Origin of the sequence: Marichromatium gracile, from assembly GCF_004343155.1 — a bacterium.
In the GTDB taxonomy this organism is placed as follows: Bacteria; Pseudomonadota; Gammaproteobacteria; order Chromatiales; family Chromatiaceae; genus Marichromatium; species Marichromatium gracile.
Genome location: NZ_SMDC01000001.1, coordinates 1 through 16056 on the forward strand (window position 1 = coordinate 1; position 16056 = coordinate 16056).

Below are 16056 nucleotides of genomic sequence, written 5' to 3' on the forward strand. Positions count from 1 at the left end.
TTCCGTATTCCGTGTCAACCGTCTTTTTTCCGGTCAACCCCGAATCGGTTGGTGATCCGGGCCGCTCTGCCCTGAGCGAGCTGCGCATTTTAGACGCTTCTCGAAAAACGTCAACACTTTTTTTGAAAAAACCTATCCCGGCCTTCCATGGCCCGGGATAGGCCTTCCGGCCATCTTAGGAAACGCGCACGCGCGCGAAGCGCCGCTTGCCCACTTGGTAGACGTGCTCACTGCCCGAGACACAAGCCAGACGCGGATCCTCGATGCGCTCGCCGTCGATGCGCACCGCGCCCTGGCCGATCATGCGGATCGCCTCGGAGGTACTCTTCACCAGCCCGGCCTCCTTGAGCAGGTTGGCGACCGGCAGGGCATCATCGTCCTGCGGAGCCACCGTCAGCGATTCGATCTCCTCGGGCATCGCTCCCTTCTGGAAGCGCGCGATGAACTCTTCCTGGGCACGACGCGCCGCTTCCTGGCCATGGAAACGCCCGACCAGCTCGAGCGCGAGCTCGAACTTGATGTCACGCGGATTGGCCCCCTCCTCGACCGCGCGCTGCCACCCCTCGATCTCGGCCATCTCACGCCGACTGAGCAGCACGAAGTAACGCCACATCAGGGTGTCGGACACCGACATGATCTTGCCGAACATCTCTCCCGGCGCATCGGTGATGCCGATGTAGTTGCCGAGCGACTTCGACATCTTCTGCACACCATCGAGCCCCTCGAGGATCGGTACGGTGATCGCCACCTGCGGCTCCTGGCCGAAGCTTTCCTGGAGCTGACGCCCCACCAGCAGGTTGAACTTCTGATCGGTACCGCCGAGCTCGACGTCAGCCTTGAGTTGGCAGGAGTCATAGCCCTGGATCAGCGGATAGAGGAACTCGTGCACGGCGATCGGCTGACCACCCTTGTAGCGCTTGGCGAAGTCATCGCGCTCGAGCATGCGTGCAACGGTGTGCCGCGCGGCGATCTGGATCAGGCCGGCGGCGCCGAGCTCGTCCATCCACTGCGAGTTGAAGACGACCTGGGTGCGCTCGGGGTCGAGGATCTTGAACACCTGCTCGCGATAGGTAGCGGCATTCTCCATGATCTGCTCGCGGGTGAGCGGCGGGCGAGTGGCGCTCTTGCCGCTGGGGTCGCCGATCATGCCGGTGAAGTCGCCGATCAGGAACAGCACCTCGTGGCCGAGATCCTGGAACTGACGCAGCTTGTTGATCAGCACGGTGTGGCCGAGGTGCAGGTCGGGCGCGGTGGGATCGAACCCGGCCTTGATGCGTAGCGACCCTCCACGCGCGAGCTTCTTGCGCAACAGATCCTCGACGAGGATCTCATCGGTACCGCGCTTGATGAGCGCGAGGGCGTGGTCGAGTGCTTCCATCGTTATCGTGTCTTCTCAGCTGTGGCGCGCCCTTGAGGCGCAAAGAGAAGAGCCTACGACGCCACCCAGGGGGACTCAAGCGCAATCGCTACCGACCGGGCACGGGCGCACCCATCCTTGTGAGAAGCCGTTCTTTGGGACTACACTAGGACTCGAAAATAAAGCCCTACATCATTGTAAATAAAAGACATTATGCGCGACTACAAATTCAGGCAGAGCGATATCCCGCTTCGCCCCCGCCGCAGACGCGGACCACGCGTGTTCCCGATCCTGCTGTTGCTCACGGTGGTCGGAGGCGCTGGTTATGGTGCCTACTGGTGGTTCGAGCACATGCCTCAGGGCCAGCCCCAGGCGGTCGACACCGACGCGCGCGTCATCCCGCTGGAGCTGCCGCCGCTGCAGGCCGAGCTGACCGAACTCCCGCAGAGCGGGACGACGACCGCACCGCGCTGACCGCACTCAGGCCGAGAACGACGACCCGCAGCCGCAGGTGGTTGAGGCATTGGGGTTGCGGATCACGAACTGGGCGCCGTGCAGCCCCTCGGTATAGTCGATCTCGGCCCCCATCAGATATTGCATGCTCATCGGATCGACGAGCAGCTTGACGCCGTCGGTGACGACCTCGGTGTCGCCGTCCTCGGTACGCTCCTCGAAGGCGAAGCCATACTGGAAGCCGGAACAGCCGCCGCCCTGGATATAGACGCGCAGCATCAGCCCCGGGTTGCCCTCCTCGGCGATCAGCTCCGCCACCTTCGAGGCGGCCGACGTGGTGAAGACCAGTGGGGCATCGGTAGCGGCATCGGCGCTCATGACATGGACATCCTCGTGATGATGGTGATGTCTGCCGAGATGCGTCCCGCCGGGAGCAGGTTCAACCACGCGCCGGACACGGCAGCGCCCAGCGCCGGGTCAGTCGATCAGCTCCAGCGGCCAGGGGAAGGAGGCGCTGGTCGCGGCCAGGCGCTCGCCATCCGGCTCGATCTGGATCACCACCAGCTGCGGGGCGAAGCCCTCGGGCAGCATGAACCAGCCCGAGCAGTGCTGATAGTGTTCGAAGTCCATGCCGATCGTCGCCGGCTCGGCAGTCAGCTCATCGAGTCGCAACCGCGCCGGCTCATCGCCGCGCACCCCCTCGATGACCAGCACCACCCGCCCCTCGACCTGCCCCACCCCGTCGACGAGCTGGGTGAGCAGGAAGTCATAGCCATAGCGACGCGGCTGCGATTGCGCCGACAGCCGCAGATCGTGTGCGCGAACCGCCCCCTTGTCACCGGCCTGCAGCAGACGCTTGAGATAGGAGAGTTCGCGCGCCTGCTCGAGCCGCGCATCCTGTGCCGCCTCCAGGCGCGACTGCAGCACCCGCACCGTCTCGCGCTCGATCGTCCGGTCGCGTTCGAGGATCAGCGCCTGCTGGCGCGCCGCATCGAGTTCGCGGGCCAGCGTCTCGCGCTCGACCGCGAGCCTGGCCAGCTCCGGGCCGAGCTCGGTGCGCGCCGGGATGCGACCGAGTTCGTAACCGACGCCGCAGGCGAGCGCGATGAAGAACAGACACGCCAGCAGGGCCGAGCGCTCGCCACGGCTCGTCATTGGCTCAGGGCAGCAGCGCCAGGGCATCGAGCCCGAGCGACTCGTCGAGCCCGAGCATCAGGTTCATGTTCTGCACCGCCTGACCGGCCGCGCCCTTGACCAGGTTGTCGATCACCGACTGGACCACGACCACCCCCGAGTCGCCCTGACGGGTGACGGCGATACGGCACAGGTTGGAGCCACGCACGGTACGGGTCTCGGGGTGCGAGCCGGCCGGCATCAGGTCGACGAAGGGCTCGTCGGCATAGCGGCGCGCATAGATCGCCTCGAGATCCTGGCCGGGCTCGAGTTCGCGGGCATAGAGCGTCGCTTCGATACCGCGCACCATCGGCACCAGATGGGGCACGAAGGTGAGGTTGACCGACGAAGCGGCGGCGGCGTTCAGGTTCTGGGTGATCTCCGGGCCATGGCGATGACCACCGGCGGCATAGGCCTTGAAGCTCTCGCCGACCTCGGCCATCAGCTGACCGACGTTGGCCTTGCGCCCGGCGCCGCTGACCCCCGATTTGCCGTCGGCGATCAGCCACGACGGATCGACCACACCGGCCTCGAGCAGCGGCAGCAGACCCAGCGTCACCGCCGTCGGGTAGCAGCCGGGATTGGCCACCAGACGCGCCTCGCGGATCGCCGCGCGGTTGACCTCGGGCAGACCGTAGACGGCCTCGGCCACCAGCTCGGGACAGGCGTGCGACATACCGTACCAACGCTCCCACTCGGCGATGTCCTTGATGCGGAAGTCGGCGGCGAGATCGACCACCCGGGTCCCGCGCGCCAACAGCTCCGGCACCAGCTTCATCGCCGTGCCGTTGGGGGTGGCGAAGAACACCAGATCGCAGCCGCCGAGGGTCTCGGCATCGGGCGCGCTGAAGCACAGGTCGACATGACCGCGCAGATGGGGGAAGAGCTCGGCGACCGGCAGCCCGGCCTCGCCGCGAGAGGTGATGACCGCGATCTCCACCTCGGGGTGACGCGCCAGGATGCGCAGCAGCTCGGCACCGGTGTAACCGGTACCACCAACGATTCCAACCTTAAACATGCTCAAGCCTCCATGCACGGACCAGCGAGGGGCCGCGCACGACGAGAATCCTTATAGAGGACAGCGGGCGGTGACCCACGCCATCGATCCGGCCCGACGGCGGGAAGGACGACGACCGGGGACACCGGACCTCGCCGCATCGATGATCGGGCGAGGACGGAACGCGCGGGGATCGGCGTCACGCCGATCGCGGCAGCGCGACCGACGGACTGGTGACGCACCCGGGGGGGTGCTCGCCTGACGGGTTCGGCGCAAAGGCCGCCGGAAGGCGGCCTCGCGAGTGCCGGGCGGGGCCGGCACCAGCGGATCCGGGACGGGATCAGCTGCAACCGCTGCCGGAACCACAGCTGGAGCAACCACCGCCCTGGACCTGGGGGAGGTTGTTGAAGACGAAGGTCGCGGTGCCTTCGCCATCATCGGAGAAGTCGATCTCGACGCCGCGAAGATACTCCAGCGTGCCATCGTCGACCACGACCTTGAAGCCGTCGCACTCGAGCACGCCATCGTTGTCGTTGATGGCATCGGTGAAGGTCATGCCGAAGCTGACGCCGCTGCAACCGCCGGGCGAGGCGAACACGCGAACCCCCTGCACGGTCGCGTCGACCTGTGAGAACAACTCCTGCATCTTCGCCTGGGCCGGTGCCGTCAGGGTCAGCTCCGCGTCGGTGAGCGCTGCGGACATGTGGGGCGAACCTCTTCTTCAGAAAACGGAAAAATAGTTCTTGAGCATAGCAAAAGCACTCAGGGGCATCCAGCAAGCGCGCCCGGCCTCAAGCGATCGGGGGCCCTGCTCAGAGCCGACCGTCGGCGATCAGCATGGAGAGATGACGCTCGGCGTCGAGCAGATGACGCGACCAGTGCAGCTCATAACCCGCGCACCAGGCCGCCAACGCCCACTCCGGGTCCTCGTCGTAGGCACAGAGTCCGGCCTTGAGTTCGCAGTAGATGTCGGTCAGGTCATCGGCGAGGCTGCCGGACATGGCCTCGCGCCCCTCACTGGCGAGATCGAACTCGAGCCAGTAACCGTCAAGATCGGCGAGCAATCGGCGCAGATGGGAGAAGAGCTCGAAGCGGGCATCGAGATCGACCGGCGGCACGTGACCGGCACCCAGTCCAGCCGCGCTCAACGGGGCGATGAGCGCATGCAGCCTGGGCAGCAGCACCGCCAACTCGGGCAGCCAGTGCAGCCGACCACGGGTCGATGACTCGATCAGGCTGCAGTAACGGCGCACCAGCGAGACGAGCTCGCCGCAGGGCGCTTCGGAGACGGGCGATGGGCGGGTGAGGACTTCCATGCCAAGGAGTGTAGCCGAGAATGCGGCCAAGTGACCCCAACTTGATCCAACCCCTTCGATCAGGACGCGATCCTCACACCTCGACCATCTCGAAATCCTCCTTGCCGGCGCCGCACTCGGGGCAGCGCCAGTCGGCCGGGACATCGGCCCAGCGGGTGCCGGGCGGGATGCCGTCCTCGGGCCAGCCCTCGGCCTCGTCGTAGATCAGTCCACAGACAATACAGAGATAGGTCTTCATCGGGGTGTACGACCTCAGGCTACTCCGCACACCGAGCGGCCATGGTGTCGACACCCGGCCAGCACGCGCGGTTAAATACTGCCAGACACAATCGGGGGAGACCCCGCGGTTTTCAACGTCGACGACCGTCCCGACGGGTTCGGGACCGTGCCCGCGACGCGCTCGCGATCACCATCGATCGGCGGCTGATCATGCCCCTGATCGCCGCCGGGCGCAGATTCGCCGGGCAATCGTCGTCATCACGCCCGGCGCATCGACACCGGGCCTCTCGCGGAGATATCTCGAATGATCAATGACAGCCCTGAGCGGGCGGTGGTGCTCTGTATCGGCGGCCACGACCCGAGCGGCGGCGCCGGCATCATGGCCGATGCCGAAACGATCGCCGCGCACGGCGGCTTCGCGGTGAGCGCGATCAGCGCGCTGACCGACCAGGACACCTGCGGCGTGCGCGCCATCCACGCCCAGCCGGCCGAGCAGCTCGAGGCCCAGTGCCGCACCCTGATCGCCGACAGCGCGCCGCGCGCGATCAAGGTCGGGCTGCTCGGCAGCTCGCGCGCGGTCCGCGTGATCTCCACCCTCGCCGACGAGCACCCCGAGCTGCCGCTGGTGCTCGACCCGGTGCTCGCCTCGGGGACCGGCCAGCGTGTCGCCGACGCCGCGGTGCTCAACCAGCTGCGCCATAACCTGATCGCACGCAGCACCCTGGTGACCCCCAACCTGCCCGAGGCGCGCACCCTCACCGACCTCCAGGACCCGGCGCGATGCGCCGAACGGCTGCTCGGCAGCGGTGCGCGCTGGGTGTTGATCACCGGCACCCACGACACCACCGAGCATGTCACCAATCGTCTCTACGGTCGCAGCGGCGCGCGTCACCAGTGGGACTGGCCACGCCTCCCCGGCGAATACCACGGCTCCGGCTGCACCCTGGCGAGTGCCATCGCCGTGCGCCTGGCCAGGGGCGAGTCGATGGTCGATGCGGTGACCGCGGCCCAGGAGTACACCTGGAACGCACTCGATCAGGCCTTCCGCACCGGGCGCTGCCAGCTCACCCCCAACCGCTTCTACGCACAGTCGCACCCATGAGCCAGGCGTTGCACGGGCTCTATGCCATCACCCCCACCGCCCCGCACCCGCGCCCGCTCACCGAGCGCGTGGCCGAGGCCATCGCCGGCGGTGCGCGGCTGATCCAGTTTCGCGACAAGGGGACGGATGCGCGGGCGCGCGAGCAGCAGGCCCGCGCCCTGCTCGACTGCTGCCGCGCCGGCGGCGCGCGACTGATCATCAACGACGACCTCGCGCTCGCCGCACGCATCCACGCCGATGGCGTCCATCTCGGGCGCGACGACGGCGACCCGCGCGACGCGCGCGCCTTGCTCGGCGAGGGGGCGATCATCGGCGTCTCCTGCTACGACGCACTCGAGCGCGCCCGCCGGGCCGTGGCGGCGGGCGCGAGCTATGTCGCCTTCGGCAGCTTCTTCGCCTCGCCGACCAAGCCCGCGGCGGTACGCGCCACCCCCGAACTGCTCGACGCCGCACGGCGCGAGATCCCGCTGCCGCGAGTTGCGATCGGTGGGATCACGCCACAAAATGGCGGTTTGCTGATCGCGGCGGGAGCGGACATGCTCGCCGTCGTCAGCGGAGTCTTCGCGGCGCCCGATGTCGCCGTCGCGGCCCGCGCCTACACCTCACTGTTCCCCAAGGAGTCATCCTGATGAGCCGATCCCATGAACTCTTCGAAGCCGCGCAGCGCCACATCCCCGGCGGCGTCAACTCGCCGGTGCGCGCGTTCCGAGGCGTCGGTGGCGACCCGGTGTTCTTCGAGCGCGCCGAGGGCGCCTACGCCTACGACGCCGACGGCAAGCGCTATGTCGACTATGTCGGCTCCTGGGGCCCGATGATCCTCGGCCACGCCCACCCCGAGGTGCTCGGCGCGGTCGAGGAGCGGATGCGCAAGGGCCTGTCCTTCGGCGCCCCGACCGAGGTCGAGACCCAGATGGCCGACACCGTCTGCGAGCTGGTGCCGAGCATGGAGATGGTGCGCATGGTCAGCTCCGGCACCGAGGCGACGATGAGCGCGCTGCGCCTGGCGCGCGGCTACACCGGTCGCGACAAGGTGGTGAAGTTCGAGGGCTGCTACCACGGTCACGTCGACTCGCTGCTGGTCAAGGCCGGCTCCGGCGCCCTGACCTTCGGTGAGCCCAACTCCCCCGGCGTCCCCGCCGCACTCGCCGAGCTGACCATCACCCTGCCCTACAACGACATCGCGGCGGTGCGCGAGACCTTCGCCGAGATCGGCTCCGAGATCGCCTGCATCATCGTCGAGCCGGTCGCCGGCAACATGAACTGCATCCCGCCGCTGCCGGGCTTCCTCGAGGGTCTGCGCGAGGTCTGCACCGAGCACGGCGCGGTGCTGATCTTCGACGAGGTGATGAGCGGCTTCCGCGTCTCACTCGGCGGCGCCCAGGGTCACTTCGGCGTCACCCCCGACCTCACCACCCTCGGCAAGGTCATCGGCGGCGGCATGCCGGTCGGCGCCTTCGGCGGCAAGCGCGAGATCATGGAGCACGTCTCCCCGGTCGGCCCGGTCTACCAGGCCGGCACCCTCTCGGGTAATCCGATCGCCATGGCCGCGGGCCTCAAGACCCTCGAGCTGATCAGCGAGCCGGGCTTCTACGACCGTCTCACCGCCACCACCAGCGAGCTGCTCGCCGGCCTGCGCGAGCGCGCCGCCGCCGCCGGGGTGCCCTTCACCACCAACCAGGCGGGCGCCATGTTCGGCCTGTTCTTCAGCGCCGAACCGGTCACCGGCTTCGACCAGGCGACCGCCTGCAACCAGGAGCACTTCAAGGCCTTCTTCCACGGCATGCTCGAGCGCGGCGTCTATCTCGCGCCCTCGGCCTTCGAGGCCGGCTTCGTCTCGATCAAGCACGGCGAGGCCGAGATCCAGGCCACCCTCGACGCCGCCGCCGAGGTGTTCGCCGAGATCGCCGGCTGACCCGGGGCGACCGCCCCCTCACCCGGACGGGCCCCGCCCGTCCGGGTCTTCTCACCGCCAAACCCCACCCGACACCGGCAGCCGAGCCACCGCGCCCCGGCAACTGCCGCGACCGCCACACGCACACGCAACGCAACCGCGCGCACCGAACGAAGCGCGACGCGGACACGAAACGAAAACACCGCGACAGACCTCCCTTCCCGGCCATCAACACGATCCGCTGACAGCGCCTCGAAAAGACCGGCCTCCAGGCGAATGAAACACGCCCTCGAGCCCAGCGCCGACGCACACACCTCAATCCACTCAGGGTGACATGCCGGACGGTCACGGCACGAATCATCACCGCCGCCGCTCACGACAATTCAGCAGCTACCGAAAGCCTTAAAAAATCGCCATAAAAACAGCAATATAAATTCATCGTACAGGCTTTCGCGCGCGATATAACCGGGTCCAGAACAGAGATCAACCCCCTTCGCCCTATACGAAATATTCGCTTTGCTAATTCACTCATCAACGACCTCGACAGCCTCTCGGGCGCGACCTGCAGTCATTGACGGAATGATTGCAAATTCGTTTACACGGCACTAATGTCGCCACGCATCGAGTTCCACGAGGCCTTCCATCGATGTAGTGGAGGCCCAGATCTCAACACAGAGGATAGAGCGATGGACTATCAGAGCGTCTACAAGCATTCGATGAAAGACCCCGAGGCCTTCTGGGCGGAGGCGGCCAGCCTCATCGACTGGGACAAGCCGTGGGACAAGGTGCTCGACGACGCCAACAAGCCCTTCTACCGCTGGTTCAGTGGCGCGATGATGAACACCTGCTACAACGCGGTGGACCGTCATGTGATCGCCGGTCGCGGCGACCAGGCGGCGATCATCCACGACAGCCCGGTGACCGGCAGCAAGCGGGTGATCACCTACGCCGAGCTGCAGCAGCAGGTCGCGCGGATGGCCGGCGCGCTGCAGGCGCAGGGCGTGACCAAGGGCGACCGGGTGATCATCTACATGCCGATGGTGGCCGAGGCGCTGATCGCCATGCTCGGCTGCGCGCGCATCGGCGCCATCCACTCGGTGGTGTTCGGCGGCTTCTCCTCGCACGAGCTGGCCACCCGCATCGATGACGCCAAGCCGAAGATGATCGTCGCCGCCTCCTGCGGCATCGAGCCCAACCGCGTGGTGCACTACAAGCCGCTGCTCGACGAGGCGATCGAACTCTCCACCCACAAGCCCGAGCACTGCCTCGTGCTGCAGCGCCCCGAGGAGCCCGGCACCCTGGTCGAGGGTCGCGACCTCGGCTGGGCCGAGGCGCTCGCCGCCGCCGAGCCGGCCGATTGCGTCTCGGTGGCCGCCACCGACCCGCTCTACATCCTCTACACCTCCGGCACCACCGGCCAGCCCAAGGGCGTGGTGCGCGACAACGGCGGTCACGCCGTAGCACTGGCCTGGAGCATGGGCAACATCTACGACGTCCAGCCCGGCGAGGTGTTCTGGGCCGCCTCCGACGTCGGCTGGGTGGTGGGTCACTCCTACATCGTCTACGCCCCGCTGCTGCGCGGCTGCACCACCGTGGTCTACGAGGGCAAGCCGGTCGGCACCCCGGATGCCGGCGCCTTCTGGCGGGTGATCGAGGAGCACAAGGTCAAGGTGCTGTTCACCGCGCCGACCGCCTTCCGCGCGATCAAGGGCGCCGACCCCAAGGCCGAGCATCTCGGGCGCTACGACACCAGCTCGCTGAGCGCGCTGTTCCTCGCCGGCGAGCGTTGCGACCCCGACACCCTGCACTGGGCCGAGGACATCCTCAAGCGCCCGGTGATCGACCACTGGTGGCAGACCGAGACCGGTTGGGCGATCGCGGCCAACTGCATCGGCATCGAGCAGCTCCCGGTCAAGGCCGGCTCGCCGACCTGCGCCGTCCCCGGCTACGACATCCAGGTACTCGACGACGAGGGCGAGCCGGTCAAACCGGGCAACATCGGCCGCATCATGGTGAAGCTGCCGCTGCCGCCCGGCTGTCTGTCGACCCTGTGGGGCAACGACACCCGCTACGTCCAGTCCTACCTCTCGGCCGAGCCGGGCTACTACCTCACCGGCGACGCCGGCTATCTCGACGAGGACGGCTACGTCTTCGTGATGAGCCGTATCGACGACATCATCAACGTCGCCGGTCACCGGCTCTCGACCGGCGCGATGGAGGGCGTGCTCGCCTCGCACCCGGACGTCGCCGAGTGCGCGGTGATCGGCGCCGCCGACGAGCTCAAGGGCGAGCTGCCGCTCGGCCTGGTGGTGCTCAAGTCCGGGGTCGAGCGCGATCACGACACGATCAAGAAGGAGTTGGTCAAGCTGGTGCGCGAACAGATCGGTCCGGTCGCGGCGTTCAAGACCGTTGCCGTGGTCGAGCGTCTGCCCAAGACCCGCTCGGGCAAGATCCTGCGCGGCACCATGAAGGCGATCGCCGACGGCACCACCTACAAGCAGCCGGCGACCATCGACGACCCCTCGATCCTCGACGAGATCACCAGCTCGCTCAGCGCCATCGGCTACGGCCGTCACGACTGACCCCCCCGCGACGACCGTCCGCACGGACGGTCGCGTGCGCCGCCCGCCCCACCGGGCGGCGCACCCCACGCCACAGCTCCTCCGTCCGCCCCTCCCCAACACCCCCGACAAGATCGACTATCAGCCTGCTCAATCCGCAGCATTGTCGACAATCAGGATTGACATCGATAAAAAACACGCTATCTTCGCTGTCATTCTGTTGAAGTGTCGACAATCCAGATGACAAAGGCCTCCAACGCCTCAACCGAGCCCAGCTCCACCATCGCCGATCGCATCTTCGACCAGATGCGTCAGGCGATCGTCGAGGGCGGCATCCCCGCGGGCAGCAAGATCAGCGAGCCGGTGCTCGCCGCCCGCTACGGGATCAGCCGCGGGCCGCTGCGCGAGGCGCTGCGTCGGCTTGAGTCGATCAAGCTGGTCGAGCGCCGCGCCAACGTCGGCGCCCGGGTGATCCAGCTCAACAGCGACCAGCTGCTCGAGATCTACGACGTGCGCGAGGCGCTCGAGGGCATGGCCGCGCGGATCGCCGCCGAGCGCATGCCGGAGGGCGCGATCGAGGAGCTCAAGGCGCTGCTGGCGCATCATCGCGGCGACATCGCCCGCGACGACTGGCAGACCTACTTCCAGGAGGAGGGCGATCTGGATTTCCACTTCCGCATCGTCCAGGGCGGCGGCAACCGCCGACTGGTCGACATCCTCTGCAACGACCTCTACCACCTGGCGCGGATGTATCGCTGCCAGTTCGGGATGCGGAGCGAGCGGGCGCGGGACGCGCTCAAGGAGCACGAACTCGTCGTCGACGCCATCGCGGCGCGGGACGGCGAGCTGGCGGAGTGGCTGATGCGTCGCCACATCCGCGCCTCGCGCGAGGCCATCGCCCGGCGCCTCGTCCCATAGCGCGGACGACGACCGCGGGGCGGGTCCGCGCATCGAAATCACCACAGTCACGGACGCCGCACGCGTCCGGGCGGTTCAAGGAGACCCAACACCATGAGCGACACCATGACGGCCGGCGCACGACTGCGACTCGCGGTCCAGGAAGAGAACCCCCTGCAGATCATCGGCGCAATCAACGCCTATCACGCGATGATGGCCGAGCGCACCGGCTACCGCGCCATCTATCTCTCCGGCGGCGGTGTCGCCGCGGGCTCCTACGGCCTGCCCGACCTGGGCATGACCAGCCTCGATAACGTCCTCGAGGACGTGCGCCGCATCACCGACGCCACCCAGACCCCGCTGCTGGTCGACGCCGACACCGGCTGGGGCGGCGCCTTCAACATCGCCCGCACCGTGCGCCTGCTCAACCAGGCCGGCGCCGCCGGTTGCCACATCGAGGACCAGGTCGCGGCCAAGCGCTGCGGTCACCGTCCGGGCAAGGCGATCGTCTCGCAGGCCGAGATGGTCGACCGCATCAAGGCCGCGGTCGACGCACGCCGTGACGACTTCGTGATCATGGCGCGCACCGACGCGCTCGCCGTCGAGGGCATGGACGCCGCCATCGAGCGCGCCGTGGCCTGTGTCGAGGCCGGCGCCGACATGATCTTCCCCGAGGCGATGACCGAACTCGAGCAGTACCGTCAGTTCACCGCCGCGGTCAACGTCCCGGTGCTCGCCAACATCACCGAGTTCGGCGCCACCCCGCTGTTCAAGACCACCGAGCTCGCCGAGGTCGGCGTCTCCATGGTGCTCTACCCGCTGTCGGCCTTCCGCGCCATGAACAAGGCCGCGCTCAACGTCTACCAGGCGATCCGCAACGAGGGCACCCAGGCCGGCGTCATCGACACCATGCAGACCCGCATGGAGCTCTACGATTACCTCGGCTACCACGCCTTCGAGCAGAAGCTCGACGCCCTGTTCGAGCAGAACAAACCCGAGTAAATCCCTGACGCAGGAGACGCCCGGCCACGCCTCGGCCAGCGTCTCCCGCCCCGTCGCACGCGCCGCGTCCGGGGCCAACCCGATCCGAGGAGAGAACCATGGCCGAGACCTCGCAGACCCAGCTGCCCAAGCCGAAGAAGTCCGTCGCCCTGTCCGGCACCGCCGCGGGCAACACCGCCATCTGCACCGTTGGCCGCACCGGCAACGACCTGCACTACCGTGGCTACGACATCCTCGACTTCGCCGACCAGGCCGAGTTCGAGGAGATCGCCTACCTGCTCATCCACGGGCGTCTGCCCAACCACGCCGAGCTGGCCGCCTACAAGCGCAAGCTCAAGAGCCTGCGCGGCCTGCCCGCGGCGCTCAAGACCGCGCTCGAGCAGCTGCCGCCCTCGGCCCACCCGATGGACGTGATGCGTACCGGCTGCTCGGTGCTCGGCACCCTCGAGCCGGAGAAGGACGACATGTCGGTGGCCGGCGCACGCGACATCGGCGACCGGCTGCTCGCCAGCTTCGGCTCGATGCTGATGTACTGGTACCACTTCTCGCACAACGGGCGGCGCATCGAGGTCGAGACCGACGATGATTCGATCGGCGGTCACCTGCTCCACCTGCTCCACGGCGAGCCCCCCTCGGACGAGTGGGTGCACGCGATGCACACCTCGCTGATCCTCTACGCCGAGCACGAGTTCAACGCCTCGACCTTCACCTCGCGCGTGGTCGCCGGCACCAACTCCGACATCTACTCGGCGATCACCGGCGCCATCGGCGCGCTGCGCGGTCCCAAGCACGGCGGTGCCAACGAGGTCGCCTGCGACATCCAGAACCGCTACGCCACCGCCGACGAGGCCGAGGCCGACATCACCGAGCGGGTCGCACGCAAGGAGATCATCATCGGCTTCGGCCACCCGGTCTACACCATCGCCGATCCGCGCAACAAGGTGATCAAGGCCGTGGCCAAGCGTCTCGCCGAGGGCAATGGCGACATGCGCATGTTCCAGGTCGCCGAGCGTCTGGAGACGGTGATGTGGGACCTCAAGAAGATGTTCCCCAACCTCGACTGGTTCTCGGCCGTGTCCTACGCGCAGATGGGCGTGCCCACCGCGATGTTCACCCCCTTCTTCGTGATCTCGCGGACCACCGGCTGGGTGGCACACGTCATCGAGCAGCGCCAGGACGGCAAGATCATCCGCCCGAGCGCCAACTATGTCGGTCCCGAGGACCTCAACTGGCTGCCGATCAAGCAGCGCTGAGCCAGCTACCAGCTACCAGCTACCAGCTACCAGCTACCAGCTACCAGCTACCAGCTACCAGCTACCAGCTACCAGCTACCAGCTCGAGGCTGGAGCTGGTGGCCGGCGGCTGCAAGCCACCGCATTCCCAACCCACTGGAGACCTCATTCAAATGAGCGCACATATCGCCGACGCCAACGTTCGCCCCGATCCGGACCAGGAACTGGTCGCCATCGCCGACTACGTCTGCAACACCGAGATCGACTCGGCCGAGGCCATCACCACCGCCCGTCACTGCCTGATGGACTCGCTCGGCTGCGCCATGCTCGCGCTGCAGTACCCCGAGTGCACCAAGCACCTCGGCGCCATCGTCCCCGGCACCACCGTGCCCAACGGTTCGCGCGTGCCCGGCACCGCCTTCCAGCTCGACCCGGTCAAGGCCGCCTGGGACATCGGCGCCATGGTCCGCTGGCTCGACTTCAACGACACCTGGCTCGCCGCCGAGTGGGGCCACCCCTCCGACAACCTCGGCGCCATCCTCGGTCTCGGTGACTATCTCTCGCGCAAGGCGGTGGCCGACGGCGCCGCGCCCCTGACCGTGGGCGACGTGCTGCAGTACATGGTCAAGGCACACGAGATCCAGGGCGTGCTCGCCCTCGAGAACAGCTTCAACCGCGTCGGTCTCGACCACGTGCTGCTGGTCAAGGTGGCCTCGGCGGCGGTCTCGGCGCTGATGCTCGGCGCCGATCGCGACCAGGTCATCGACACCCTGTCGCAGGCCTGGGTCGACGGCCAGGCGCTGCGCACCTACCGTCACGCCCCCAACACCGGCTCGCGCAAGTCGTGGGCGGCGGGCGATGCCAGCTCGCGCGCGGTGCGTCTGGCGATGATGGTCGATCGTGGCGAGATGGGCCTGCCCTCGGTGCTGAGCGCGCCGACCTGGGGCTTCTACGACGTGCTGTTCAAGGGCAACAAGTTCGCCTTCCAGCGCGACTACGGCAGCTATGTGATGGAGAACATCCTGTTCAAGATCAGCTTCCCTGCCGAGTTCCACGCCCAGACCGCGGTCGAGTGCGCGATGCGCCTGCACGACCAGGTCAAGGACCGCATCGACGAGATCGAGCGCATCGAGCTGGTCACCCAGGAGTCGGCGATCCGCATCATCAGCAAGGACGGCCCGCTCTACAACCCGGCCGACCGCGACCACTGCCTGCAGTACATGGTCGCCGTGCCGCTGATCCACGGTCGTCTCACCGCCGCCGACTACGAGGACGGCGTCGCCGCCGATCCGCGCATCGATGCGCTGCGTGAAAAGATGGTGGTGCGCGAGGATCCGCGTTACACCGCCGAGTACCTCGATCCCGAGAAGCGCTCGATCGCCAACGCCGTGCAGGTCTTCTTCAAGGACGGCAGCAGCACCGAGCTGGTCGAGGTCGAGTACCCGATCGGTCACCGTCGTCGTCGCGCCGAGGGCATCCCGGTGCTCGAGGCGAAGTTCCTCGCCGCACTCAAGACCCGCTTCCCCAAGGGTCAGGCACAGCGCATCTACGACCTCTGCCAGGACGAGCAGCAGCTGATGCAGACCCCGGTGCACCAGTTCATGGACCTGTTCATGATCTGACCCCGGTCGCGCGCCCCCGCCGGGGCGCGCCCCGAGCGGGGTGGCCGAGGCCACCCCGCGCCCCTCTCTCCACCCCCCGCCGCCCCCCGTCCCACTTGGCGTGCCACCCGCACTGGGCCATGCTTGTTAGAGAGCGCTCCCGTGCACGACCCACTGGCGCCGAATCTCGCCATCGGTCGAGCGGGCCTCGTCCCGGGCCATCGCGCAGCATCTCTATCCATATCGGTCAAGCCG

At 67.5% G+C, this 16056-nt stretch carries 16 protein-coding genes; 9 read left to right on the forward strand and 7 right to left on the reverse strand.

Going from position 1 to position 16056, the window contains the following annotated elements; all coding sequences use genetic code 11:
* Positions 1–175: 175 nt before the first annotated feature.
* Positions 176–1378, reverse strand: coding sequence for a tyrosine--tRNA ligase (gene tyrS / locus EDC29_RS00005; protein WP_123143303.1), 1203 nt, complete (start codon positions 1376–1378; stop codon positions 176–178).
* 258 nt (positions 1379–1636) lie between these two features.
* On the opposite strand from tyrS, the gene EDC29_RS17355 reads away from it, so the two are divergent.
* Positions 1637–1831, forward strand: a complete 195-nt coding sequence (locus EDC29_RS17355; protein ID WP_190287863.1) for a hypothetical protein — start codon at positions 1637–1639, stop codon at positions 1829–1831.
* Positions 1832–1837: 6 nt separating this feature from the next.
* Here the strand turns inward: EDC29_RS17355 and erpA are convergent, their stop codons facing one another.
* The 6 genes from erpA to EDC29_RS00040 all read right to left on the reverse strand — a co-directional run bounded on the left by erpA (position 1838) and on the right by EDC29_RS00040 (position 5534).
* Positions 1838–2188, reverse strand: coding sequence for an iron-sulfur cluster insertion protein ErpA (gene erpA, locus EDC29_RS00015; RefSeq protein ID WP_123139319.1), 351 nt, complete (start codon positions 2186–2188; stop codon positions 1838–1840).
* Positions 2189–2287: 99 nt separating this feature from the next.
* Entirely contained in the window at positions 2288–2965 is a 678-nt protein-coding gene (locus EDC29_RS00020; RefSeq protein WP_132228066.1) for a DUF6776 family protein, read from the reverse strand.
* A gap of 4 nt (positions 2966–2969) precedes the next feature.
* The gene (argC, locus tag EDC29_RS00025) at positions 2970–4001 is read right to left on the reverse strand and encodes an N-acetyl-gamma-glutamyl-phosphate reductase (protein ID WP_132228068.1); all 1032 of its coding nucleotides are present in this window, start codon (positions 3999–4001) and stop codon (positions 2970–2972) included.
* 319 nt (positions 4002–4320) lie between these two features.
* Positions 4321–4683 carry a HesB/IscA family protein gene (locus EDC29_RS00030; RefSeq protein ID WP_005221723.1) on the reverse strand — a complete coding sequence of 121 codons (363 nt, stop codon included), beginning with the start codon at positions 4681–4683 and terminating at the stop codon, positions 4321–4323.
* Between the two features lie 109 nt (positions 4684–4792).
* Positions 4793–5296 carry a DUF5063 domain-containing protein gene (locus EDC29_RS00035; RefSeq protein ID WP_123139316.1) on the reverse strand — a complete coding sequence of 168 codons (504 nt, stop codon included), beginning with the start codon at positions 5294–5296 and terminating at the stop codon, positions 4793–4795.
* 73 nt (positions 5297–5369) lie between these two features.
* On the reverse strand, positions 5370–5534 hold the full coding sequence (locus EDC29_RS00040; protein ID WP_062276931.1) for a rubredoxin: 165 nt from the start codon (positions 5532–5534) through the stop codon (positions 5370–5372).
* Between the two features lie 285 nt (positions 5535–5819).
* Between EDC29_RS00040 and thiD the strand changes: the two genes are divergently transcribed.
* The 8 genes from thiD to EDC29_RS00085 all read left to right on the forward strand — a co-directional run bounded on the left by thiD (position 5820) and on the right by EDC29_RS00085 (position 15822).
* Complete coding sequence (thiD, locus tag EDC29_RS00045; RefSeq protein ID WP_123139315.1) at positions 5820–6617, forward strand: bifunctional hydroxymethylpyrimidine kinase/phosphomethylpyrimidine kinase; 798 nt, start codon at positions 5820–5822, stop codon at positions 6615–6617.
* Positions 6614–7246, forward strand: coding sequence for a thiamine phosphate synthase (gene thiE / locus EDC29_RS00050; protein ID WP_132228070.1), 633 nt, complete (start codon positions 6614–6616; stop codon positions 7244–7246). The genes thiD and thiE overlap by 4 nt, the downstream gene beginning before the upstream one ends.
* On the forward strand, positions 7246–8529 hold the full coding sequence (hemL, locus tag EDC29_RS00055; RefSeq protein WP_062276924.1) for a glutamate-1-semialdehyde 2,1-aminomutase: 1284 nt from the start codon (positions 7246–7248) through the stop codon (positions 8527–8529). The genes thiE and hemL overlap by 1 nt, the downstream gene beginning before the upstream one ends.
* Positions 8530–9194: 665 nt before the next feature.
* Complete coding sequence (locus EDC29_RS00060; protein ID WP_132228072.1) at positions 9195–11090, forward strand: propionyl-CoA synthetase; 1896 nt, start codon at positions 9195–9197, stop codon at positions 11088–11090.
* 219 nt (positions 11091–11309) lie between these two features.
* Entirely contained in the window at positions 11310–11987 is a 678-nt protein-coding gene (locus EDC29_RS00065) for a GntR family transcriptional regulator (protein ID WP_062276918.1), read from the forward strand.
* Positions 11988–12080: 93 nt separating this feature from the next.
* Positions 12081–12968, forward strand: coding sequence for a methylisocitrate lyase (prpB, locus tag EDC29_RS00070; RefSeq protein WP_062276915.1), 888 nt, complete (start codon positions 12081–12083; stop codon positions 12966–12968).
* Positions 12969–13066: 98 nt separating this feature from the next.
* Positions 13067–14221 (forward strand): bifunctional 2-methylcitrate synthase/citrate synthase, encoded by a 1155-nt coding sequence (prpC, locus tag EDC29_RS00075; protein WP_132228074.1) that lies wholly within the window; start codon positions 13067–13069, stop codon positions 14219–14221.
* A gap of 152 nt (positions 14222–14373) precedes the next feature.
* Positions 14374–15822: a bifunctional 2-methylcitrate dehydratase/aconitate hydratase gene (locus EDC29_RS00085; RefSeq protein ID WP_123139312.1), complete on the forward strand. Its 1449-nt coding sequence runs from the start codon at positions 14374–14376 to the stop codon at positions 15820–15822.
* The last annotated feature ends 234 nt before the right edge of the window (positions 15823–16056 follow it).